This window comes from Ligilactobacillus murinus DSM 20452 = NBRC 14221 (genome assembly GCF_001591685.1).
Classification (GTDB): Bacteria; Bacillota; Bacilli; order Lactobacillales; family Lactobacillaceae; genus Ligilactobacillus; species Ligilactobacillus murinus.
Genome location: NZ_BCVJ01000005.1, coordinates 40604 through 64471, shown reverse-complemented (window position 1 = coordinate 64471; position 23868 = coordinate 40604). Strand labels below are relative to the sequence as shown.

Sequence of the window (23868 nt, the reverse complement as noted above, 5' to 3'; positions counted from 1 at the left end):
TCGAAAAGATATTTATTTAGTTCATATCAGGTATCCACAATATTTTACGTTAAAGCAACCAACTTTACCGTGTGTGAAAGCTAAGATCGATATCAAGGATCGTGTCGAACGGCCCGAAGTGAGATTTCATGAGGGGAAATTTACGCGTTTTAATGTAACGTATCATTTTCCCAATACAGGGCTATCAAAGCCTGATTATAAGGTCAATCTTTTATTTTATTCAGAATTTATCAAGATCACGCGCCACCATATCGAGCATGTACATAAAAACTTGTTGGAGCAGTTACCAGATGATTTCACTAAAAGTGAGCTGGTCTCGTTGGATGAACTTGAAGAAAACTTCAATAATGATGGTTATATCGGGCAATATTTACAGGCAACATTGCAAGTAGTAGGTTAAAATGATAATTTTCAAGCATCAGTAATGATGCTTTTTTGTTTGCACTTTCAAGAGGTACGCTAGATGGTACTGAGGACTAAAGCGTACTTAGCCACACCAGAGAAAGCTAGTGGGATCTAAATATATTTGGTGAAATTAGAGAATTTTAAGTATATATTTTTTTAAATGTTGTTGCAATTTAAAAATGAAGTTGCTATAATATTCCTTGTTATGGAGAGTTGGCAGAGTGGTAATGCACCGGACTCGAAATCCGGCGAACCGGCTAATACCGGCGCGCAGGTTCAAATCCTGTACTCTCCTTAAAAATACCTGATTTAGCAAGGGTTAGAAGCTATTTTCCTTTACAGAGGAAGATATGAAGACCATCTGGTGATTTTATCAGATGGTCTTTTTGTATAGAAACTGTAATAAAATTAGATGTAATTATTGTGATTTGGGTCAAAGCAAAAAATTTGCTTTCTAGCGCCAGTGTGATTAAATAAAAGTAATTTAAATGTTGGAGGGATTTTAAAATGGAAATTCTTTTTCACGGTGTTGCAACAAAAACGAATGGAACTCCCGTAAAAGTCGGTGAAAAATTGCCAGCGTTTACTGTAAAAGACGCAGCTGATACCGTTAAAACTGGGACACAACTTTTTACTAAGGTAAGTTTGATCAGTGTCGTGCCTGATATCGATACCCGCGTTTGCAGTCTCTCGACAAAACGCTTCAATCAAGAAGTAGATAAATATAATAATATTAATTTTTATACGATCTCGACCAATACATTAGAGCAACAAAAGAATTGGTGTGCTGCTGAAGGTGTTGCTAAACTTGAACTTTTATCGGATGCCACGGCTGAATTTGGTAAAGCTATGGGATTATATGTTGAAGAAAAGGGAATCGATGCACGTAGCGTTTGGATCGTTGATACTAAAGGTACAGTTCTCTATCAAGAATTATTGGCAGAACAATCAAATGAACCAAATTATGCTAAAGCTTTAGAATTTTTGGATAGTTTGAATTAATGCTAAAGTTTCTCGTATTATTACTTGTGCTATGGTTGCTCTTTAAAGTCACTGATGGTGTTTTTAAGGGATGTATAGCGCTCTTTGCCTTTGTATTTTTAGGTGTGATCGTATTAGCCTTCTTAGGTTTATTACTAAAATTTTGGTGGCTTCTTTTGGTATTTTTCTTGCTAGGGGTCGCAGTAGCTAATAAAAACTAAAATAGGCTTGACTTTGAAGCTAGTTGATATTATGCTGAATAATATAATATCAGACCGGTTTAAAGAGATGAGTAATTTAAGTTTGGCGTCCAGAGAGCGGAGGTTGCTGGAAATCCGTCGCTCAGGCTTAAGTGAAAGACGACTCTTGAGGTGCATATGAGAGTATGCCGCGATAGGTGCGTTATCCTAAAGTAATAAATTAAGGTGGTACCGTGCTGTTTGCGCCCTTGTTGAATTTGTTTCAACAAGGGCCTTTTTTATTACCGGAACATTTTTAGGAGGAAATCCATGAAATATCAACGTCCGAAGGGCACAGCCGATATTTTGCCAGCTGAATCAGCAAAATGGCAATATGTTGAAGCTAAAGCTCGTGAATTATTTAAAAAATATCGTTACCATGAAATGCGGACTCCGATCTTTGAAAGCTTCGAAGTTTTTTCCCGTACTTCGGGGGAAACATCCGACATTGTAACCAAAGAAATGTATGATTTTTATGACAAGGGTGAACGGCATATCACTTTGCGTCCAGAAGGAACTGCTGGGGTGGTACGTAGCTTTGTTGAAAATAAATTATACGGTCCTGAGTTACAAAAACCCGTCAAAACTTATTATATGGGACCGATGTTTCGTTACGAACGTCCACAATCTGGACGCTTACGCGAATTTCATCAGATCGGGGTCGAAGCATTTGGCGTTGACAGTCCGGCCTTAGATGTTGAAGTGATCGCAATGGCTATCGATCTTTTGGAAAGTTTTGGGTTAGATAGCTTGAAGTTAGCTTTGAATACTTTAGGCGACAATGAATCACGTCAGGCTTACCGCCAAGCTTTGATCGACTATTTAGAACCATTTGCCGATCAACTTTCAGATGATTCAAAAGAACGGCTACACAAAAATCCGTTGCGGGTCTTGGATAGTAAAGATAAAAAAGACCAAGCGATCGTAGCTGATGCTCCATCGATCTTGGATTACTTAACACCTGCGGCAACAAAACATTTTGAGACGTTAAAGGAACTCTTAGATGATCTAGGGATCAAATATGAAGTCGATCCTAATATGGTGCGTGGTTTAGATTACTACAACCATACGATCTTTGAGATCATGAGCGATTCGAGTGCCTTTGGTGGTAAGTGGACGACTGTGTGTGCTGGAGGACGTTATAATGGCTTAGTTGAACAACTTGGTGGTCCTGAAACACCAGGGATCGGTTTTGGCCTAGGGGTCGAACGCTTGTTATTAGTTTTAGATGCAACTGAAAATGGCTTACAACTTGAAGATCCCCTTGATGTTTATGTTGTTGGGATCGGTCAAAGTGTCAATGCTGAAACATTAAAATTGGTCCAAAGTTTACGGCACCAGGGCTTTAGTGCTGATCGCGATTACCTTGAGCGTAAACCTAAGGGACAATTTAAAACAGCTAGTCGCTTGAATGCAAAATATACTTTGACTTTAGGGGAAACTGAATTAGCAAAACAACAAGCTAACTTAAAGAATATGGAAACTGGCGAAGAGATCAGCGTTTCGTTAGCAGACATCTACGCTAACTTTGCTGGTCTACTAGCTTAAGAAAGAAGGATAGACATGGAACGTACAACTTATGCAGGTTTAGTTGATGAAAAATATTTAGGACAAGAAGTAGTTTTAAAGGGTTGGGTCCAAAAGCGCCGTGATCTTGGTAACTTGATCTTCGTTGATCTTCGGGATCGTGAGGGGATCGTCCAACTTGTCTTTAGTCAAGAATTCGGAGCTAAAGCACTTGAGATCGCTGAAAATATTCGGAGTGAATATGTGATCGAAGTTGAAGGAAAAGTCGTTAAACGTGCTAACGCTAACCCTAATATGAAGACTGGTCAGATCGAAGTTGAAGTTTCTAAGATCACTGTTTTAAACGAAGCTAAGACAACACCATTTGATATTTCTAACGATATCAATGCTTCAGATGATCTACGTTTACAATACCGTTATTTAGATCTTCGCCGTCCAGAAATGTTAAAGGCTTTGAAGATCAGAAATCGGATCACGCAAGCAGTTCACCGCTACTTAGATGAAAATAATTTCTTAGATATCGAAACACCATATTTGACACGCTCAACGCCAGAAGGGGCACGTGATTATTTGGTCCCATCGCGCGTTTATCCAGGTCATTTCTATGCTTTGCCCCAATCACCACAATTATTCAAGCAATTATTGATGGGCGCTGGTGTAGATCGTTACTATCAGATCGCACGTTGCTTCCGTGATGAAGATCTGCGGGGGGATCGGCAACCAGAATTTACCCAGATCGATATGGAAATGTCATTTATGACGGCTGAAGAGATCCAAACGATGACAGAAGGCTTATTAAAAGCTGTAATGAAAGATGCTTTAGGTGTAGAATTAGAAACACCGATCAAGCGGATCACATGGAATGAAGCAATGGATCGCTTTGGTTCTGATAAACCAGACATGCGTTTTGGTATGGAATTGACAAACATGGCTGATGCGGTTGCAGGAGCTGGTTTCAAAGTCTTTGATAGCACATTAGAAAATGGTGGACAAGTTAAAGCGATCACCGTTCCTGGTGGGGCCGATAAGTATTCACGTAAGCACATCGATGAAAAACAAGAGTACATCAAGCGCTTTGGTGCTAAGGGGTTAGCTTGGCTCAAAGTTACAGATGAAGGTCTAACTGGTCCGATCGCTAAGTTCTTTAAAGAACGCGAGGATAAGATCTTAGCAGCTAGTGGGGCTAAAGCAGGTGACATGCTCTTATTTGTGGCTGATAAGCCAAAAGTTGTAGCTGATGCACTTGGTTATCTTCGAGTAGCTATTGCTAAAGAGTTAGACATGATCGACAAGTCACAATTTGCCTTTGTTTGGGTCGTTGATTGGCCATTATTTGAATACAGTGAAGAATTCGAACGTTATATTGCTGCACACCATCCATTCACGATGCCAAATGAAGAAGATCTTGAGCTATTAGCTACTGATCCACATAAATGTCACGCACAAAGCTACGATATCGTGTTGAATGGTTATGAATTAGGTGGTGGTTCGATCCGTATCCACCAACGTAGTGTGCAAGAGGCAATGTTCAAGGCTTTAGGCTTTACAAAAGAAAGTGCTAAAGAACAATTTGGTTGGTTCATGGATGCTTTAGACTTTGGTTTTCCTCCACACGGTGGCTTAGCACTTGGATTAGATCGTTTTGCAATGTTATTAGCTGGTAAAGATAACATTCGTGAAGTGATCGCCTTTCCTAAGAATTCCAAGGCTTCTGAACCGTTGACCCATGCTCCAAGTCCAGTGGCAGATAAACAATTAGATGAACTTTATCTAACGACTGAAATTCCAGAAGATAAGGCTTAATTTATTATTTGATAGCTTGTTTAAGTATTTACTTAGGCAGGCTATTTTTTACATAAAGTGGTTTGTTCTGGAGCCAAAGTGCGGTATCATTATTTAGAGAATAGTTTACAAGCAAAAACAGCGGTGTATTATTTCAAGGTAAAGTTATTTGAAATTTTTAAAGAAAAATGCGGATCTGTTTCTTGTATAGCTGAGATAACTTTTGTGCTTGAAAGGATTTAATTACAATGGATGAACTACAAAAGATTTGGAAACGCCATGCTTATATCGCTAAGGCTTCGACAGCATTTATTTACGGTGTTTTAGTTTCGATCGCGATGAACTTTTTTTGGGAGCCCGGGCATATTTACTCTTCAGGGATCACGGGGCTAGCTCAGCTGATCGCCACTTTAACAGCTAACTTGCCGGTGCCTCTTTCGACCGCGTTACTGATTTTTATCTTAAACGTGCCACTTTTTATCTTGGCATGGTTTCAGATCGGGCGTCGCTTTACATTTTTCACGGTTTTAGCGGTCTTTTGCTCATCACTTATGATCAAGTCACTTCAACCGATAACGCTGACACACGACCCGATAATTTGTGCCCTTTTTGGTGCTGCGATCAACGGTTTTGGAACTGGCTTGGCTTTGAAAAATGGGATCTCCACTGGTGGCTTGGATATTTTAGGTTTGACGATCAGAAAATACACGGGTAAAAGTGTCGGAACGATCAACATTATTTTCAACGCTTTTATCGTTTTAGCTGCGGGGGCAGTCTATGGCTGGCCGTATGCTTTTTATTCTGCATTAGGGATCTTTGTCAATGCACGGGTCATGGATATGGTCTATACGCGCCAACAAAAAATGCAAGTAATGATCGTAACCAATAAACCAAAGAGTGTGATCGATTGTATTCAAAATCACATGCAACGTGGGATCACGATCGTTCATGGTGCTGAAGGGGCATATAAGCATGATAGTAAGACGATCTTGTTTACAGTGATCTCGCGCTATGAACAACCAGAATTACGTCAAGCAATGACAGAGTCTGATCCGCATGCTTTTGTAAGTATTGCAGAAAATGTGCATATCATGGGGCATTTCTACGAACCCAATCCATAGAAAGGAAAACCGGTCAATGGAAAAATATGTAATCTCGATGTATGATAAGGGCCAAAATGAAGCTGGTCCAAAAGCTAAAGTTGATGCTGAGGATTTTTTGGCCACTGCGGGTTTTAAAAAACTGAATTTTTATTTTTCTGGGGCTAGAAAAGCTAAGCTTATGAGTTATAAGCAGAGTTTTTGGGATATTCCGCGGCAGATCAAAAAGTTAGAAGCGCAGACAGTGGTTTTTCAATATCCGTCTTTTGATCAACGTACTGATCAGGTGATCGTGAAAAATGTGCGTCGCTTTACGCAAGCCAAGCTATTGTATTTGATCCATGATATCGAATCTTTACGCGCTTATGCTGGTGATGTGGCGTATCGCAAAAAAGAGATCGCATTTTTAAATCAAAGTGATGGTTTGATCGTACATAATGAGAAAATGAAAGCTTGGCTCAAAGAAAATGGGGTCATAAAGCCAATGACTGTATTAGAGATCTTTGATTATGCTAATCCAGTTAAATTGACGACTGACCGTCCTTATGAGAAAAGCATTTGTTATGCGGGTAATCTACAAAAAGCCGATTTTTTACAAAAGTTGGAACTAAGTAGCCCGTTAGCCTTGTATGGTCCTAATAAAGCCACCACTTATCCTAAAAATATCACCTACTATGGTTCGTTTCCGCCAGATGAATTGCCAGCAAAATTAACGCAAAATTTTGGTTTAGTTTGGGACGGCACAAGTATCGAACGCTGTGATGGTAGTTTTGGAAATTACCTAAAATATAATGACCCTCATAAGACTTCACTGTATTTGAGCTCGGGTCTTCCAGTCATCATCTGGAAAGAAGCGGCCTTGGCTGATTTTATTGTGAAAAATCAAGTGGGACTAACCGTCGAGAACTTAGCGCAATTAGATGAAATGTTAAATGAATTGACACCAGAGATGTATCACCAAATGTGTCAAAATGTAGCTAAAGTAGCTCATAAGATGCGGTTAGGGGCTTATTTGCAAGAAGCTGTGACAAAATTAGAACATGAGGTGACAAAATGATCCCTAAGATAATCCATTATTGTTGGTTTGGTCAAAATGAAATGCCTAAACAGTATCGTCAGTATATTGAAGGTTGGAAAAAACTTTGTCCTGATTATGAGATCATCGAGTGGAATGAAGAAAATTACGATATTGAGCAAGTAGCTTATACTGCGCAAGCTGCAAAAGCTGGTAAGTGGAGTTTTATCTCTGATTATTTAGGATTTGATGTTGTTTACCGCTATGGTGGGATCTATTTGGATACTGATGTTGAATTACTTCAAACGTTAGATCATATTTTAGAAAATGATGCTTTTTTTGCGATCGAAGAAAATGAAAGTGGAGCTGAAGTTGCACCAGGCTTAGGGTTTGGAGCTAAAAAAAATCACCCACTATTAAAGCAGTTGCGCGATATGTATAATGACTTGAAATTTATCCAAGCCGATGGATCGTTAAATACGGTCGCGATCCCAGTTTATACAACACAATTGTTGGAAAAGCTCGGCTTTAAACGCCAAGATAAACTACAGAAGTTGGGCGATGTGACGATCTACCCGACAAATTACTTTGCACCAATGGATTTTTTAACAGGACAGATAAAACTCAGTCCCGAGACGATCAGCATCCATCACTACAGTGCGTTATGGCAAACACCGACCAATTTACGTCATATCGAAAAAATGCGTCGGATCAATCGACGTTTTGGTAAAAAATGGGGGATGCGGATCAATTTTTTGTGGCGTGTTTGGTGGGCACTTGAACGCCGGAGCAAGAAGTTATGGGGGAAAAGTAAATGACAAAGATCAGTGTGATCGTTCCAGTCTATAATGTTGAAGCTTATCTATCAAAATGTATCTCAAGTTTAGTCAAGCAAACTTTCACGGACTTTGAAGTCATTTTAGTAAATGACGGGAGTACTGATAGTTCGGCTGAACTTTGTGAAAGTTATGCTGACCAATACCCATTGCTCATCAAAAGTTATACCAAGCCAAATGGTGGGCTGTCAGATGCGCGTAATTTTGGGATGCAATATGCGACTGGACAATATGTCATGTTTTTAGATTCGGATGATCATCTTGCACCTAATGCTTTGACAAATATGTATGCCTTGACAAATGAAGGCAACAAGAAGATCGTTGAGTGTGATTTTTATTGGGAGTATCCGAATAAAAAAATAAAAGATCAAGCACCTAAATATGTCTCACTCAAAGATTATATGATCCGTGGACGTGTGGTCGCTTGGAATAAGTTATATTTACGGACGTGGCTGTTAGACACAGATGTTAAATTTCCCAAGGGAAAACTCTATGAAGATCAAGATTTTTTCTTTAAATTAGTGACTTATTTAACGGATATCACAGATGTTGCCGTTGATCGCGAGTGTGAAGTTTATTACGTGCAACGCCAAACTTCGATCTCATATAGTGAGACGACGCGGATCGCTGAGATATTATGGATCTATCAAGATATCATCGATTTTTATCGAACAAAAGGGCTCTTTGAGACCTATTATCTTGAATTAGAGTATCGGTTTGTGCGAAACTTATTAGGAAATGTTTTATTACGCAAAGTCGTTAAATTAAAAGATAAACAACTAAAGCGTCAACTCCTAGATCAGATCTGGCAGCAAAAAAAGATCTGGTTCCCAGATTTTGCTAAAAATCCATATTTACGTCAAAAAAGTAAAGTTGATCTATATTTACGTTGTATCAATCCACTAACTTATCGACTATTTTATCTTTAAAAATGAGGTGAAAAAATGCTAATTGGTTCACATGTCGGCATGAAGGGAAAAGAAATGTTGTTAGGAGCAGCAAAAGAGGCAAATAGTTATGAGGCTTCGACCTTTATGATCTATACAGGTGCGCCCCAAAATACGCGGCGTAAACCGATCGCTGAGCTAAATATCGAAGCTGGCCAGGCGTATATGGCAGAACACGGCTTAAGCCAGATCGTTGTCCATGCTCCTTATATCATTAATCTAGGTAATACTAAAAAACCGGAAAATTTTGGTTTTGCAGTTGATTTTTTACGGGCTGAAGTTGAGCGAGCTGAGGCTTTAGGGGCAACTCAGATGACACTTCATCCTGGAGCACATGTCGGTGCGGGAGCAAAGGCCGGGATCGCAAGTATTGCTAAGGGCTTAAACGAAGTCATCCAACCTGATCAAAAGCTTCAGATCGCCTTGGAGACGATGGCAGGCAAAGGAACAGAAGTTGGGCGGAGTTTTGAAGAATTAGCTCAGATCATTGATTTGGTGAAGTATAATGACAAGCTATCTGTTACTTTGGATACTTGCCATGCAAATGATGCAGGCTATGCGATCAAAGATGATCTTTCTGGTGTTTTAACAGAATTTGATAAGATCATTGGTTTAGACCGGCTAAAAGTGATCCATTTAAATGACTCCTTGAACCCTCAAGGAAGCCATAAAGATCGGCATGCTAATCTGGGCTTTGGTACGATCGGATTTGAAAGTTTAGAAAAGATCGCTAAACTTGATGAATTAGCTTCATTACCGAAGATCTTGGAAACACCATATGTAGGACCAGATAAAAAAGATCGTTATGCTCCATATGGGTACGAGATCGCAATGCTACGTGCAGGTGAATTTGACCCTGAGCTACTTGATAAGATCTACCAAAATAAAGGGAAAAAATAGACACAAAAAAACTAAGATCTAAATTGAGCGTTTCAATTTACAGATCTTAGTTTTTTGTTTATCTTTGAGCGTTATTATCCAAACTTTCAGTGATGATCGTTGCAGTCTCTTCGATCGACTTATGTGCAACGTTGATCACAGGACAACCTAGCTTTTTGTAAAGTTCGTTAGCAAAATTCAATTCGCTTTCGATGTTGTCGATGTTTGAGTAGTGTGTATCGGGATCAAGACCATAAGAGATCATCCGTTCACGGCGGATCTCATTTAAGATCTCAGGGTCGTTGGTCAACCCAAAGATCTTGTTAGGATCAACTTTATAGATCTCTTCTGGGATCTGTGCTTTAGGAACAAGCGGTAGATTAGCCACTTTATAGCCCCGATTAGCTAGGAAAAGTGACAACGGGGTCTTCGATGTCCGAGAGATCCCTAGTAAGACTAGATCAGCCTTTAAAAAGCCAGCTGGGTCTTTACCATCATCATAGGTAACGGCAAATTCAAGGGCTTCGATCCGGTTGAAATATTCTTTATCAGTATTGTGATTGATCCCTGCTTTTTGTAATGGTTTTTCACCCGCTTTTTGTGAGAATTTTTGGATAACATCACTTAAAGCATCGATCACGGATAGGCCATTTTCTTGGCAGTAATTATTTACAAAAGTCGATAGTTCCGGATCGACAAAAGTATGCACGATGATAGCAGCTTCGCGTTTTGCCTTGTTCAAGATCCCTTGTACCAAAGAAATGGTCTTGATCAATGGGTAACGTTGGATCTTGAAATCCGCATTAGGAAATTGGACACTAGCAGCTTCGGCGATCGCATAGGCAGTCTCCCCAAGTGAATCTGAGATCGCATAGACATGTAATTCATTTGACATAAAATTGCCTCCCATAATTATGATAAAGTGTTAAAAAACGACTTATTCTATGAAAATTATAGCTTATCTAACGGGCGATTCCAAGAAAAATGGCTAGGGTAAAAAATACTGTAAAACTTCAACTTTTCGCCACGCAAACTACAAATGAACACTAATTATGTAAAAGTTTATAAAGTTATGTTGACTCTAACTTTTAATTTAGTTTATAATAGAAAGGAACTGTTGAGGTTTGTACAATTAAGACGGTTACATTTAAGCTCGGAGGGAGGGAAACAACCATGTCAAAGACAGTCGTTCGTAAAAACGAATCTCTTGATGACGCTCTTCGTCGCTTCAAACGTTCCGTTTCAAAAACAGGTACTTTGCAAGAATATCGGAAACGTGAATTCTACGAGAAGCCAAGTGTAAAACGTAAGAAAAAATCCGAAGCAGCAAGAAAGCGCAAAAATAAGCGTCGTTTCTAGTTTCTAGAGGAGGCTATGTGATGAGTTTATTAGATTCATTACAAAAAGATATGGTAGCTGCAATGAAGGCTAAGGATAAAGGCCGTTTGGCAACTGTTCGAATGCTCAAAGCTGCAGTTACAAATGAACAAATCAACGTTGGACACGACTTGACTCCTGATGAAGAAGTGAGCGTGTTATCTCGTGAGTTGAAGCAACGCAAGGATTCTTTAGAAGAATTCAAAGCTGCTGGGCGTGATGAAGCTGTCCAAAAACTCGAAGAAGAGATCAAAGTTGTTGAAGGTTACTTGCCAAAACAACTCAGTGCAGATGAAGTAAAGGCCGTTGTTGAAGAAACGATCAATCAGGTTGGAGCAACATCAAAAGCTGACTTCGGTAAAGTAATGGGGGCAGTGATGCCTAAGTTAAAGGGTAAAGCTGATGGTAAATTAGTCAACTCTACCGTAATGTCATTGCTTAATAAATAAGCAAAGAGTCGAGATGTTAGATCTCGGCTTTTTTCTTATTTGTTCAAGTTTACTTTGAATTTGATTATCGAATTGATAATCAGTATAATTGGGATTATAAAGTATGATAAGGGAGATGGGCGATTGAGCGCAGAACAATTAGTCGAAAAAAGTTTCGTTCTCAACGATTCTCAATTGCAAATTTCGCTGTCAGGCATCAATGACAGCCATTTTAAATTGATCGAAGAAGGCCAAGATGTGGTATTAAAGCCTTTTGGTGGTACGATAAAGATCACTGGTACTGAAGAAAACGTTACTTTAGTCTATCAGATATTGAGTGAGTTGACGGGACTTTTGCGTAAAAAAATCACTATAAGCAGTGCAGATGTTGTGTCAGCGATGAAGATGGCACAGCGTGGGACATTAGAGTATTTTAAAGATCTCTATACTGAAGAATTATTAAAAGACCGCCGGGGACGTTCGATCCGGGTCAAAAGTTATGGGCAACGCCAATATGTGCAAGAGATCAAGCATAAAGATCTTGTGTTTGGGATCGGACCTGCCGGAACAGGTAAGACTTATTTAGCCGTCGTAATGGCTGTTGCTGCTTTAAAGCGCCATGAAGTCGAACGGCTGATCTTGACGCGTCCGGCAGTCGAAGCCGGCGAATCATTGGGCTTTTTACCGGGAGATCTTAAAGAAAAAGTCGATCCGTATTTACGTCCGATCTATGATGCGCTAAATTCGATCTTAGGAGCAGAACACACGGAACGCTTGATCGAACGCGGTGTGATCGAGATCGCACCTTTAGCTTATATGCGTGGCCGCACATTAGATAATGCTTTTGTTATCTTGGATGAAGCGCAAAATACGACGCGAGCACAGATGAAGATGTTTTTGACCCGCCTTGGCTTTGGTTCTAAAATGATCATCAATGGTGATAGATCACAGATCGATCTACCTAAAGGACACAGTCAAAGCGGTTTGGTCGACGCGGAGAAGATCTTGAAGGGCTCACCACATATCGGCTTTGTAAAATTTGATGCTGTCGATGTTGTGCGCCATCCAGTCGTATCTGAGATCATTCGTGCATACGATAACTATAATTCAATGGAAAATGAGGAATAAAAATGGATCTGGAAGTTTATGATAATACTGAGCAAGTTTCAAGTGAGTGGAAGACACTCATTTGCGAGATCTTGGACTTTGCGGGTGATTATCTCAAGTTACCCTCAAATACTGAAATGTCAGTCACTTTGATGGATAATGCTGAAATCCATCGTATCAACAAAGAATATCGTGGTGTCGATAAGCCAACTGATGTGATCAGTTTTGCGATCGAAGAGGAAGATCCAAATGAGATCCCGATCATTTTACCAGACGAAGCTGAGTTTGAGATCCCTAAAAATATCGGAGATATCATGGTTTCGATCGATAAGGTCAAAGAACAAGCGGAGTATTTAGGACATTCGCAGGAAAGAGAATTGGGCTTTTTAGTTGTTCATGGTTTTTTACATCTCAATGGCTACGACCACATGCAAGCTGAAGACGAAAAGGAAATGTTTGGTTTGCAAAGAGAAATTCTCGAGGCGTATGGACTTAAACGATAAAGAACAAAAACAGCCGGTCAACAGCTGGAAAAATCGCCATTTTTTCCAGTCCTTGCGTTATGCGCTCGTTGGCTTGAAAACGGCTTATAAAGAAGAGCGCAATCTGCGGTTTCATGTGAGTGCGATAACTTTGGTCGTGATTATGGGACTCATTTTTAATGTGACTATCAGTGAGTGGCTCTGGCTATTTTTGAGTATCTTTTTGGTGATCTCCAGTGAAGTCTGGAATTCTGCCATCGAAAATGTCGTTGATCTAGCTACAAACTATAAACGACATCCACTTGCCAAAAAAGCTAAAGATATGGCGGCTGCAGCGGTATTACTAGCAGCGATCTTTTCTTTGATCACAGCAACCTTGGTCTTTGGTCCACATATTTGGCAATTATTTAACTGATATTGATTAGGGAAGTGTATATTTTGGAAGAAAAATTTCATTCAGGTTTTATTGCGATCGTAGGGCGACCTAACGTTGGCAAATCGACTTTTTTAAACAATGTGGTCGGACAAAAGATCGCGATCATGAGCGATAAGGCTCAAACAACACGCAATAAGATCCAAGGGGTATATACCACTGACAACGCGCAGATCGTGTTTATCGATACACCAGGAATCCATAAACCACATAGTCGTTTAGGCGATTTTATGGTCAAATCGGCACTTTCAACGCTTAATGAAGTCGATGCAGTGATCTTTATGGTCAATGCCGAACAAAAGCGAGGTCGAGGCGATGATTTTATCATTGAGCGACTAAAAAATGTCAAAAAACCTATCTATTTAGTGATCAACAAGATCGATAAGATCCACCCAGATCATTTATTAGAAGTGATGGATGATTACCGAGATACTTTAGACTACAAAGATGTCTTTCCGATCTCGGCTTTGAATGGTAATAATTGTGCTGAATTAGTCCACGATCTAGTTGAAGATCTACCGGAAGGTCCGCAATACTATCCAGAAGATCAAGTTACTGATCATCCCGAACGTTTTATCGTCAGCGAATTGATCCGCGAAAAAGTTTTACAATTGACACGCGAAGAAGTTCCACATTCCGTTGCCGTCGTTGTTGATCGGATCAAACGAGAAGATGATGAAAAAGTTTTGATCCAAGCAACTATCGTGGTCGAACGTTCTAGTCAAAAGGGAATTATCATCGGTAAAGGTGGTAAGATGCTAAAAGAGATCGGAACAAGAGCACGTAAAGAGATCGAATTTATGTTAGGTGATAAAGTCTTTTTAGAGCTTTGGGTCAAAGTTCAGCCTAACTGGAAAGACCGTCAAGTCGATCTAAAAGCGTTTGGTTACCGGCAAGATGATTATTAATTAAGGAAAAGAGGGGAAAATTCTCCTCTTTTTTGAGATTTTTGGGGGTAAAAAGATGGTGCTACAACAAGGTGTAGAGTTTTTAGGGATCGTAGTCTCACGTAAAGACTATAAAGAACGCGATATGCTAGTCAAAATTTTGACTGACAAATATGGCTTTAAAACTTTTTTTGTCCGTGGGGTCCGCAAGCGGGGCTTTAAATTAGGGGCAGCGATCTTACCCTTTACTCATGGGACCTATCTTGGAAGTATCAGTGATGAGGGCTTATCATTTATTACGACGACCCGTGACATCAGCCAATATCAACAGATCACGCAAGATATCGAGTTGAATGCTTATGCTTCGTATATCTTAAGTTTGATAGAACGTGCTTTAACGACGGAAGATCTTGTGAATTTAGGCTGGTTTTTAAGAGTTAAAAAAGCACTTGAGTTGATCGATGATGGTTTTGATCCTGCGATCATCACCAATATCATCGAGATCCAGTTACTTGCTAGTTTCGGGGTGAGACCGCAACTTGAAAGCTGTGTGATTTGTCAAAATACTACCCGTGCTTTTGATTATTCAGAAAGTTATGGGGGCTTATTGTGTCAGGCACATTGGCATTTGGACCCGCATCGGTTGCATTTAGACCAACGGACAGTCTATTATTTGCGCTTACTATCAGTTGTAGATATGGAGCGTTTAAATTCGATCAAGGTCAAAGATCAAACTAAAGCTAATTTAAGAAGAACTTTAGATGAGATCTATGAACATCAAGTTGGAATTTACGTACCAGCCAAAAAATTTCTCGATCAAATGGCGTCATGGGATCAATTTTTTAAGGATAATAAGTGATTTTACAACTAAATATGACTTGACAAAAAAACGCGGTTAAACTATCCTAAAAATATCAATAATGAGACGTTGATAAAAGAGGATCGGTCTAAGGGTAGAGTTAGCGAGTCTGGGATGGTGAAAGCAGATATCTATTGAGACATGATTGGCACTTTTGGAGTCTTAACGAATTAAGCTGCTAGTTATACTAGAAGTAGGGTGGAACCGCGATTTTCGAAAATCGTCCCTATGTGGCCAAAGGCGCTACATAGGGACTTTTTTGTGCGTTATTTGGCTGATTCGAAAATAAATCTTTGGAGGCAAAAAGATGGCAGATAAATTGTCAATGCAAGATATTATTTTGACATTACAACAGTTTTGGGCAAAGCAAGGCTGTATGTTAATGCAATCCTATGATACAGAAAAAGGGGCTGGCACGATGAGTCCTTATACTTTCTTACGTGCGATCGGACCAGAACCTTGGAACGTTGCCTATGTTGAACCTTCACGTCGCCCAGCTGACGGTCGCTATGGTGAAAATCCTAACCGTTTGTATCAACACCATCAATTCCAAGTGATCATGAAACCTTCACCAGATAACATCCAAGAACTTTATTTGGATAGTTTACGTGCCTTAGGGATCGATCCTTTAGAACATGATATTCGGTTCGTTGAAGACAACTGGGAAAACCCATCAATGGGTTGTGCCGGTGTGGGTTGGGAAGTTTGGCTCGATGGGATGGAGATCACCCAATTTACTTATTTCCAACAAGTTGGGGGCTTAGAAGTTCGTCCGGTCGCCGTTGAAGTGACTTATGGGCTCGAACGTTTATCCTCTTACATCCAAGATGTTAATTCAGTCTTTGAACTTGAATGGGCTGATGGAGTCAAATACGGCGATATCTTCAAAGAACCTGAATTTGAACATTCTAAGTATTCATTTGAGGAAAGCAACCAAGAGATGTTGTTTGAATTGTTTGATACTTATGAAAAAGAAGCTAAAAAGCAGATCGAAAATGGTTTAGTTCACCCAGCCTATGACTATATCCTAAAATGTAGTCATACCTTTAACTTATTAGATGCTCGGGGTGCAGTTTCAGTGACTGAACGTGCCGGTTATCTATCGCGGATCAGAAATATGGCTCGGATGGTCGCACGTGCTTTTGTGGCTGAACGTAAGAAATTGGGTTATCCATTGATCAAAGATGAAGCTTTACGCGCTAAATTGTTAGAGGAGGACAAATAATGGCACATACATTTTTGTTAGAGATCGGATTAGAAGAGATCCCAGCTCATGTCGTTACACCAAGTAGCCAACAATTGGTCAAAAAGATGACGGCATTTTTAGAAGAAAATCGCTTAGACTTTGATGAGATCAAGGCTTACTCAACTCCAAGGCGGTTAGCGCTCAAGGTTTTAGGCTTAGCTGATAAACAAGCTGACATTGAAGAAGAAGCTAAAGGTCCAGCTAAAAAGATCGCCTTGGATGCTGATGGAAATTGGTCTAAAGCTGCCCAAGGCTTTTCACGAGGACAAGGTTGCACCCCAGATGATATCTTCTTTAAGGAATTAAAAGGGGTCGAATATGCTTATGTTAAAAAATTCATCCCCGGTAAGAGTGCTAAAGAAGTTTTAAGTGATGTCAAAGAAGTCGTGATGGATCTTAAGTTCCCAACGATGATGCGCTGGAGCACTAATGATTTTGAATATGTACGTCCGATCAAGTGGTTAGTTTCCTTGTTGGATAAAGATGTCGTAGATTTTGAGATCTTAAACGTTAAGGCAGGGCGCCAAACATTAGGTCATCGTTTCTTAGGTAAAGCGATCGAACTTGCTGATGCCAATGATTATCCAGCTGCTTTAGAACCACAAATGGTGATCGCTGATGCCAAGAAACGTAAAGAAATGATCGTTTCTCAGCTAAATGAGCTTGCGCAACAAAATAACTGGCAAGTAGTGATCGATCCTGAGTTGTTAGAAGAAGTTAACAATTTGGTCGAATATCCAACTGTCTTTGCAGGAAAATTTGATCAAAAATATCTGACGATCCCAGATGCTGTTTTGATCACTTCCATGAAAGATCATCAACGGTTCTTCTACGTAACTGATGAAGCTGGTAACTTGTTACCAAACTTTATCTCAGTGCGTAACGGTAACCAAGCTCATTTGGAAAATGTGATCGCAGGTAACGAGAAAGTGTTGACGGCACGTTTAGAAGATGCTGCTTTCTTCTATGAAGAAGATCAAAAACAAACGATCGCAGATTATGTTGCACGTTTGAAGAAAGTAATGTTTCACGATAAGATCGGCACGATCTATGAAAAGATGGAACGTGTTCACTTGATCGCACATTACCTAGGCGAAAAATTGGGCTTAAGTGAGCAAGAGTTAGCTGATCTTGATCGTGCAAGTCAGATCTATAAATTTGACTTAGTAACTGGAATGGTCGGTGAATTTTCAGAATTGCAAGGTGTCATGGGTGAGATCTATGCTAGATTGCAAGGTGAAAATGAAGCAGTTTGTGTTGCGATGCGTGAAGAATACCTTCCAACCAGTGCTGAAGGTGAATTACCACAAACTAATGTTGGCGCAGTCTTATCGATCGCTGATAAAGTTGATAGCATCCAAGCTTTCTTTAGTGCAGGAATGTTACCAAGTGGTTCCAATGACCCTTATGCCTTGCGTCGTCAAGCTTTAGGGATCGTCCGGATCGCTTTAGCTAAAGGCTGGGCTCTTTCAACTCCATTGTTGCAAGCGGCAGTTGAATCTGCTTATGCTAAGCGCCCAGATCTATACGAAAAGATCGCTCCTGCTGAAAATAAAGCTATGATTCAAGACTTTATCGCAGATCGTTTACAACAGATCTTGAATGGACCGAACTTACGTCATGATGTGCTTGAAGCAGTTATGGCTAATAAAGCTAATGCGTTTACGTTAGCCCAAAAAGCAGCTGATCTTTTGGCAAAACATTTGGCAGACGAAGATTTCAAAGCAAATATCGAAGCTTTGACTAGAGCAAGTCGTTTAGCTAAAAAATTAGATGATCAAAGTGATCTTACGGTTGATACAACTTTATTTGAAAATGAAGCTGAACAAGGTCTTTACGAAGCCGTTGAAGCAGTTAGAAAAGATTTCAAAGCAGCTGATCTTGAAACCAAATTTATTGCTTTGAAGAATTTACGTGAACCGATCAATGCTTATTTTGAAAAGACGATGGTCATGGCTGATGATGAAAAGGTCAAGTTGAATCGTTTGCGCCAATTAGCGCAGATCGCACGTTTGACAGCTGTTTTTGGGGCTTTAGATGCCTTGAATACTAAATAATTTTTTAAGAGTGAGTCTAGTTTTTAGACTTGCTCTTTTTTTCGAGCAGTTATGTTGTCTAAAAAATGGTACGGTGTATTATTTAGATGTAAAAAAGCAGAGGAATAATTTTTGGAATAATGCTTGTCAAAAACATGCCAATTTGATATAGTAATTGTTTACGTTTACTCTTGCAATAAAGATATATCTATTATAAAATTAGTATCGGTATAATTTTATTATGAAAGGTCGTGCTTTTGTGTGCGACCTTTCGTAACTATATTTAAAAATGGGGTGAGGCCGTGGTAAGTCAACGTAGGATACCGACTGATGTGATCGATCAGATCAGATCGGATGTCAATATTTTGGATATCGTAGGCCAATATGTCCAGTTACACCGTTCTGGGAGCAATTGGTTCGGATTGTGTCCCTTCCATACAGAAAAAACGGGTTCATTTTCTGTAAACGAACCCAAGCAGTTCTTTCACTGTTTTTCATGTGGTCGCGGAGGAAATGTTTTCAAATTCTTGATGGAGATCGAGGACCTGACATTTCCGGAAGCCGTTTATCGTACGGCTGAGTTAGCTGGGATCGAGCTTGATGCTAAGTATTTACCGCAAAATGCTGGTGCAGAAGACACGCAGTCTGAGACTGGTAAATTAAAGCGGCTTTATGCGCAAGCTGGGCAGTTATATCATCACATTTTAGTAAATACTAAGTTAGGTCAGCCAGCTTTGGATTATTTGCATGAACGTGGTCTAAGTGATGAACTGATCGCAGAGTTTCAGTTGGGGTATGCCCCGCAAGCTGAGATCTTACAAGCCTTTTTTCATGAAAAAAAGCTTGATGATTATCAGACTTTGCGAAAATCGGGTTTGTTTAGCGAACGTGAAGGTGAAGATCTAGCTGAACGTTTCAATGATCGGATCATGTTTCCGATCAAAGATCAAACTGGATCGATCATTGCTTTTTCAGGACGACTCTTGACCCCTGATAAGAAATTGCCTAAATATCTCAACTCACCCGAGGGGATCTTATTTAATAAACGTAAAGTTCTCTTTAATTTTGATAAGGCTAAAAAGACGATCAGACATGAAAGTAAAGTCTATTTATTTGAGGGTTTTATGGATGTCTTAGCGGCATGGCGGGCCGGGATCAAAAATGGTGTAGCCTCGATGGGGACGAGTTTAACGAGTGAACAGATCTATCTTTTAGAGCAAACGGCAAGTAAACTCTATATCTGTTATGATGGCGATCTTCCGGGGCGCAAAGCTACTAAGCGCGCTTTGGAGTTGATCGCACCGTTGAGCAAGTTTGAGCTTGGAGCGATCTTATTACCTGAAAAGCTTGATCCAGATGAATATGTTCGTAAATACGGTCCAGAAAATTTTAAAGATTTTGTGACGTCACATGAACGCACTGAGTTAGAATTTTATCTAGAATATTTTCGGGTAGGCCGTAATCTTGAGACTGAAAGTGATCAATTAGCGTATATCACAGATGTTTTAGAAAAAGTTGCGCAGGTCAAAGATCCGTTGGCACGCGATCTGACGCTCAATCGTTTAGCCAAAGAGTTCGAGCTAGATAAGAATAACTTAACTAGTCAACTTCAGGCTTTGATGCAACAGGTCCAGTCAGAACAATTAAAACAAGATCAGGCAAATTCACTCAAACGCTCGGATAAAGTCGTTTATAGTACCCAACAGCGTCAAGAAAAAAAACGCTATAGCCCAGCTGAACAAGCCGAAAGATTATTATTGTACCGTTTATTACATGAACATGATGTCTTTTTGCGCATCAAAGGTCTAGCTGATTTTTCATTTATCCACGAAGAGTATGAAACGATCTTTTTATTGGCTGATGGATACTTTGATCGTTATTCCGAGTATGAAAGTGCGAGTTTTTTAGACTTTTTAAAAGATGAACATTTAAGACAGATCATCATTTCACTTGAATTAGGTGATTATGGTGAAGTAAATGAACAAGAGATCAGTGATTGTCTAGCCTTTATCATGCAACATTCTCCGTTAGAAGAGCAGATCAAGGTGGTAAAGACCCAATTAGAGCAAGCAAAACGTCTGGGAGATGCTAAAGCGATCATGGAACAGACGACTAAACTGATCGAATTATTGAAAAAAAAGCAGACAGAGAAGTCAATCATTTAAGGGAGGCCTCTATTTTGGCAGAAGAGAAAAAAAATACGAATTTCGATGCGGTGGCATATAAGAAAGCATTGCGTGAGTTATTACGTGAGTATAAACCAAAAAAAGAAATCAGATATGATGAATTGACTGATAAAATGGTAACGCCATTTCACTTAGATGCCGAACAAATGGACAGTTTGATCGTGCGGGTCGAAGATGCTGGGATCTCAGTTGTGGATGAAAATGGTGATCCAAGTGAACTTAGCTTGAAGAAAGCTAGTCATGAAGAAAAAGAATTAGCAAAAAGTGACTTATCAGCTCCATCTGGTGTTAAGATCAATGATCCAGTTCGGATGTACCTTAAAGAAATTGGCCGTGTCAATCTCTTGACTGCTGACGAAGAAGTGGCTTTAGCTTTGCGGATCGAAGAAGGCGATGAAGAAGCTAAGCAACGTTTGGCCGAAGCAAACTTGCGCTTGGTCGTTTCGATCGCTAAGCGCTATGTTGGGCGCGGAATGTCATTTCTTGACTTGATCCAAGAGGGTAACATGGGCTTGATGAAAGCCGTTGAAAAATTTGACTATCGTAAAGGATTCAAATTCTCAACTTATGCAACTTGGTGGATCAGACAAGCGATCACGCGTGCGATCGCTGACCAAGCACGGACGATCCGGATCCCTGTGCACATGGTGGAAACGATCAATAAATTGATCCGTATCCAACGCCAAATGCTCCAAGATCTCGGGCGTGAACCGATCCCTGAAGAGATCGGGGCAGAAATGAACATGCCAACTGAAAAAGTACGTGAGATCTTAAAGATCGCGCAAGAACCTGTTTCTTTAGAAACACCGATCGGTGAAGAAGATGATTCGCATTTAGGTGATTTTATCGAAGATCAAGATGCAACAAGTCCAGCTGAACATGCTGCTTATGAGTTATTAAAAGAACAGATCGAAAGTGTCTTAGATACTTTGACTGATCGTGAAGAAAATGTTTTGCGCCTACGTTTTGGTCTAGATGATGGTCGGACGCGGACTTTAGAAGAAGTTGGTAAAGTTTTTGGCGTTACACGGGAACGTATTCGTCAGATCGAAGCCAAAGCCTTACGTAAATTGCGTCATCCTTCACGGTCCAAACAACTAAAAGACTTCTTAGAATAAGCTTTGTCACAGGTCCGCCACTTTTTTGGTGGACCTTTTTTGTCGAGTCTGAAGATAAATGGTAAAATAATTTTTAAGAAACAACGTCAGCGGAAATAAAATGTGGCGCTGAGTCCAAAAAGTAGTAAACGAAAGGAATAGCTATATTTTCTAACCACATTTGATATAGCTAATAGTAACATGGATGCACATCATCTTTCACAACGCCTCTTATGTGTGGCTGATCTGATCGAAAAAGGAGCACGTTTAGCCGATATCGGTTCTGATCATGCTTATTTACCAGCATATTTGGCTTTAAAGGGGCAAATTGAATTTGGGATCGCGGGTGAAGTGGTCAAAGGACCTTATGAAAATGCAAAGCAAGAGATCAAAAAAGAGGGGCTAGAAGATAAAGTCCAAGCCCGCTTAGCTGATGGCTTGAATGCGATCGAGTTGGCTGACCAGATCAATGTGATCACGATCTGCGGGATGGGTGGTACGTTGATCTGTGATATCTTAGAAGCTGGCAAAGACAAGTTAAGCGAGCATCCACAGTTGATCTTACAGCCTAATGTTGGTGAAGAAAATGTTAGACGTTGGTTGTTAGCTAATAATTATCAGATCACAGCTGAATATATCATGGAAGAAGATGGACATATCTATGAAGTGATCGCAGCGAGCTATACTGATGAAAAACAAACTTTAACATCAGCAGAGTTACAGTTTGGCCCGTATCTTTTACAAAAGAAAAATGCTGCCTTTCAAGCTAAATGGCAAAAAGAGATTGCTAAGTTAGAAACTATCTTAAAAGAATTGAATAAAGCAAATCAAGTTCCAGTCGCTAAAAAACAAGCACTTAAAGCAAAAATAGCACAGATCGGAAGTGTTTTAAATGGTTAAAGTCAAAGAGATCGTGGCTCGTTTTGAGGAATTTGCCCCCCAGCAGATCGCCGAAAAAAACGACCCGATCGGATTACAATTAGGTAGTCTTGAGCATGAAGTCAAAAAAATGATGGTCACCTTGGATGTCAGACCAGAAGTCGTGGAAGAGGCGATCGCAGCGGGAGTAGATTTTATTTTTGCCCATCATCCAGCGATGTTTGTTCCGGTAAAACATTTTGATCTAGCAGATCCACAAAATCAAATGTATGCTATGCTCATCAAACACGACATCACGGTCTATGCAGCTCACACCAATTTGGACAATGCTAATGGTGGTATGAACGATTGGCTAGCAGAAGTATTAAATATTGAAGATCCAAAACCGTTACTACCACCTAAAGCTGAAATTTGGTATAAATTAGCAGTATTTGTTCCTAAAGAACATGCTACAGTTTTACGTCAAGCCTTAGCTCAAGCTGGTGCTGGACATTTAGGTGAGTATACGGCGTGTTCATATTCTTTAAGTGGGACAGGGCGTTTTAGACCCAAGGAAGGTGCTACCCCATATTTAGGTGAAGTTGGTCAAGTAAGTAAAGTAGCTGAAGAAAAAGTCGAAGTGGTTTTTCCAGCTAAAATAAAAGCAAAAGTTTTGCAGGCAATGCAAGCTGGGCATCCCTATGAAGAGATCGCTTTTGATCTATATCAAGTCGAAGGACTGGGTCAAAGTACGGGGATGGGGCGCGTTGGTAAGTTGAATGCGCCGATGACAGTAAGTGAGTATGCAGTGTTTTGTAAACAAGTTTTAGGACTAAAGGGCTTGCGTTTAGTAGCTAAAGATCCTACCAAAACGGTGAAACGAGTCGCGGTCTTAGGCGGTTCAGGGGCTAAATTTTATCCCTTTGCGTTAAATGCGCAAGCTGATGTTTATGTTACAGGTGATGTCTCTTACCATACAGCTCATGATATGTATGAAAGTGGTTTGGCAGTGATCGATCCAGGACATCATTTTGAAGCGATCTGTAAGCCCCATCTAAAACAACTTTTTACTCATTGGAATGAGCAAAATACTTGGCAGATCGAGGTAATTTCTTCTAAATTAAATACAGATCCATTTACATTTATCTAGCAGAAAAGAGG

24 protein-coding genes and 1 tRNA gene are annotated in these 23868 nt (G+C 40.0%); 24 read left to right on the top strand and 1 reads right to left on the bottom strand.

Annotation, left to right across the window (positions count from 1 at the left end; all coding sequences use genetic code 11):
* The 11 genes from LMU01S_RS10535 to LMU01S_RS02155 form a co-directional block, all read left to right on the top strand.
* A partial coding sequence (locus LMU01S_RS10535; protein ID WP_225354585.1) for a hypothetical protein occupies nt 1-400 on the top strand: 400 nt, incomplete at its 5' end.
* Nucleotides 401-612: 212 nt separating this feature from the next.
* A tRNA-Ser gene (locus tag LMU01S_RS02200) sits at nt 613-700 on the top strand.
* A gap of 212 nt (nt 701-912) precedes the next feature.
* Nucleotides 913-1407: a thiol peroxidase gene (gene tpx, locus LMU01S_RS02195; protein ID WP_056958451.1), complete on the top strand. Its 495-nt coding sequence runs from the start codon at nt 913-915 to the stop codon at nt 1405-1407.
* Complete coding sequence (locus LMU01S_RS02190; RefSeq protein ID WP_004047948.1) at nt 1407-1607, top strand: hypothetical protein; 201 nt, start codon at nt 1407-1409, stop codon at nt 1605-1607. The genes tpx and LMU01S_RS02190 overlap by 1 nt, the downstream gene beginning before the upstream one ends.
* 288 nt (nt 1608-1895) lie before the next feature.
* Entirely contained in the window at nt 1896-3173 is a 1278-nt protein-coding gene (gene hisS / locus LMU01S_RS02185; protein WP_056958448.1) for a histidine--tRNA ligase, read from the top strand.
* Nucleotides 3174-3188: 15 nt separating this feature from the next.
* Nucleotides 3189-4955, top strand: a complete 1767-nt coding sequence (gene aspS / locus LMU01S_RS02180; RefSeq protein WP_056958446.1) for an aspartate--tRNA ligase — start codon at nt 3189-3191, stop codon at nt 4953-4955.
* A 227-nt stretch (nt 4956-5182) separates the two neighbouring features.
* Complete coding sequence (locus LMU01S_RS02175; RefSeq protein ID WP_056958444.1) at nt 5183-6055, top strand: YitT family protein; 873 nt, start codon at nt 5183-5185, stop codon at nt 6053-6055.
* A gap of 16 nt (nt 6056-6071) precedes the next feature.
* The gene (locus LMU01S_RS02170) at nt 6072-7091 is read left to right on the top strand and encodes a sugar transferase (RefSeq protein WP_056958442.1); all 1020 of its coding nucleotides are present in this window, start codon (nt 6072-6074) and stop codon (nt 7089-7091) included.
* Nucleotides 7088-7867 carry a glycosyltransferase family 32 protein gene (locus LMU01S_RS02165; RefSeq protein WP_056958441.1) on the top strand — a complete coding sequence of 260 codons (780 nt, stop codon included), beginning with the start codon at nt 7088-7090 and terminating at the stop codon, nt 7865-7867. Before LMU01S_RS02170 ends, LMU01S_RS02165 begins: the two co-directional genes overlap by 4 nt.
* The gene (locus tag LMU01S_RS02160) at nt 7864-8814 is read left to right on the top strand and encodes a glycosyltransferase family 2 protein (protein WP_056958440.1); all 951 of its coding nucleotides are present in this window, start codon (nt 7864-7866) and stop codon (nt 8812-8814) included. Before LMU01S_RS02165 ends, LMU01S_RS02160 begins: the two co-directional genes overlap by 4 nt.
* Nucleotides 8815-8829: 15 nt before the next feature.
* Nucleotides 8830-9732 carry a deoxyribonuclease IV gene (locus tag LMU01S_RS02155; protein WP_056958438.1) on the top strand — a complete coding sequence of 301 codons (903 nt, stop codon included), beginning with the start codon at nt 8830-8832 and terminating at the stop codon, nt 9730-9732.
* 58 nt (nt 9733-9790) lie between these two features.
* On the opposite strand, the gene LMU01S_RS02150 is transcribed toward LMU01S_RS02155, so the two are convergent.
* Nucleotides 9791-10606 carry a pyruvate, water dikinase regulatory protein gene (locus tag LMU01S_RS02150; protein WP_056958436.1) on the bottom strand — a complete coding sequence of 272 codons (816 nt, stop codon included), beginning with the start codon at nt 10604-10606 and terminating at the stop codon, nt 9791-9793.
* Between the two features lie 278 nt (nt 10607-10884).
* On the opposite strand from LMU01S_RS02150, the gene rpsU reads away from it, so the two are divergent.
* The 13 genes from rpsU to LMU01S_RS02085 all read left to right on the top strand — a co-directional run bounded on the left by rpsU (nt 10885) and on the right by LMU01S_RS02085 (nt 23857).
* On the top strand, nt 10885-11070 hold the full coding sequence (gene rpsU, locus LMU01S_RS02145) for a 30S ribosomal protein S21 (protein WP_003694124.1): 186 nt from the start codon (nt 10885-10887) through the stop codon (nt 11068-11070).
* Nucleotides 11071-11090: 20 nt separating this feature from the next.
* Complete coding sequence (locus LMU01S_RS02140) at nt 11091-11537, top strand: GatB/YqeY domain-containing protein (protein ID WP_004047933.1); 447 nt, start codon at nt 11091-11093, stop codon at nt 11535-11537.
* A 123-nt stretch (nt 11538-11660) separates the two neighbouring features.
* Nucleotides 11661-12644 (top strand): PhoH family protein, encoded by a 984-nt coding sequence (locus tag LMU01S_RS02135; protein ID WP_056958434.1) that lies wholly within the window; start codon nt 11661-11663, stop codon nt 12642-12644.
* 2 nt (nt 12645-12646) lie between these two features.
* Nucleotides 12647-13126 (top strand): rRNA maturation RNase YbeY, encoded by a 480-nt coding sequence (ybeY, locus tag LMU01S_RS02130; protein WP_004047930.1) that lies wholly within the window; start codon nt 12647-12649, stop codon nt 13124-13126.
* The gene (locus tag LMU01S_RS02125) at nt 13110-13520 is read left to right on the top strand and encodes a diacylglycerol kinase family protein (protein ID WP_004047928.1); all 411 of its coding nucleotides are present in this window, start codon (nt 13110-13112) and stop codon (nt 13518-13520) included. The genes ybeY and LMU01S_RS02125 overlap by 17 nt, the downstream gene beginning before the upstream one ends.
* Nucleotides 13521-13543: 23 nt before the next feature.
* Nucleotides 13544-14446: a GTPase Era gene (gene era, locus LMU01S_RS02120; protein WP_010689126.1), complete on the top strand. Its 903-nt coding sequence runs from the start codon at nt 13544-13546 to the stop codon at nt 14444-14446.
* A gap of 55 nt (nt 14447-14501) precedes the next feature.
* Nucleotides 14502-15284: a DNA repair protein RecO gene (gene recO / locus LMU01S_RS02115; protein ID WP_056958432.1), complete on the top strand. Its 783-nt coding sequence runs from the start codon at nt 14502-14504 to the stop codon at nt 15282-15284.
* 307 nt (nt 15285-15591) lie between these two features.
* Nucleotides 15592-16509 carry a glycine--tRNA ligase subunit alpha gene (gene glyQ, locus LMU01S_RS02110; RefSeq protein WP_004047915.1) on the top strand — a complete coding sequence of 306 codons (918 nt, stop codon included), beginning with the start codon at nt 15592-15594 and terminating at the stop codon, nt 16507-16509.
* Complete coding sequence (gene glyS / locus LMU01S_RS02105; RefSeq protein WP_056958430.1) at nt 16509-18587, top strand: glycine--tRNA ligase subunit beta; 2079 nt, start codon at nt 16509-16511, stop codon at nt 18585-18587. The genes glyQ and glyS overlap by 1 nt, the downstream gene beginning before the upstream one ends.
* A gap of 281 nt (nt 18588-18868) precedes the next feature.
* Nucleotides 18869-20731 carry a DNA primase gene (gene dnaG / locus LMU01S_RS02100; protein WP_056958429.1) on the top strand — a complete coding sequence of 621 codons (1863 nt, stop codon included), beginning with the start codon at nt 18869-18871 and terminating at the stop codon, nt 20729-20731.
* Between the two features lie 14 nt (nt 20732-20745).
* Nucleotides 20746-21870 (top strand): RNA polymerase sigma factor RpoD, encoded by a 1125-nt coding sequence (gene rpoD / locus LMU01S_RS02095; RefSeq protein ID WP_035448208.1) that lies wholly within the window; start codon nt 20746-20748, stop codon nt 21868-21870.
* A gap of 180 nt (nt 21871-22050) precedes the next feature.
* Nucleotides 22051-22749, top strand: a complete 699-nt coding sequence (locus tag LMU01S_RS02090; protein WP_056958427.1) for a tRNA (adenine(22)-N(1))-methyltransferase — start codon at nt 22051-22053, stop codon at nt 22747-22749.
* Nucleotides 22742-23857: a Nif3-like dinuclear metal center hexameric protein gene (locus LMU01S_RS02085; RefSeq protein ID WP_056958425.1), complete on the top strand. Its 1116-nt coding sequence runs from the start codon at nt 22742-22744 to the stop codon at nt 23855-23857. Before LMU01S_RS02090 ends, LMU01S_RS02085 begins: the two co-directional genes overlap by 8 nt.
* Nucleotides 23858-23868 lie beyond the last annotated feature (11 nt).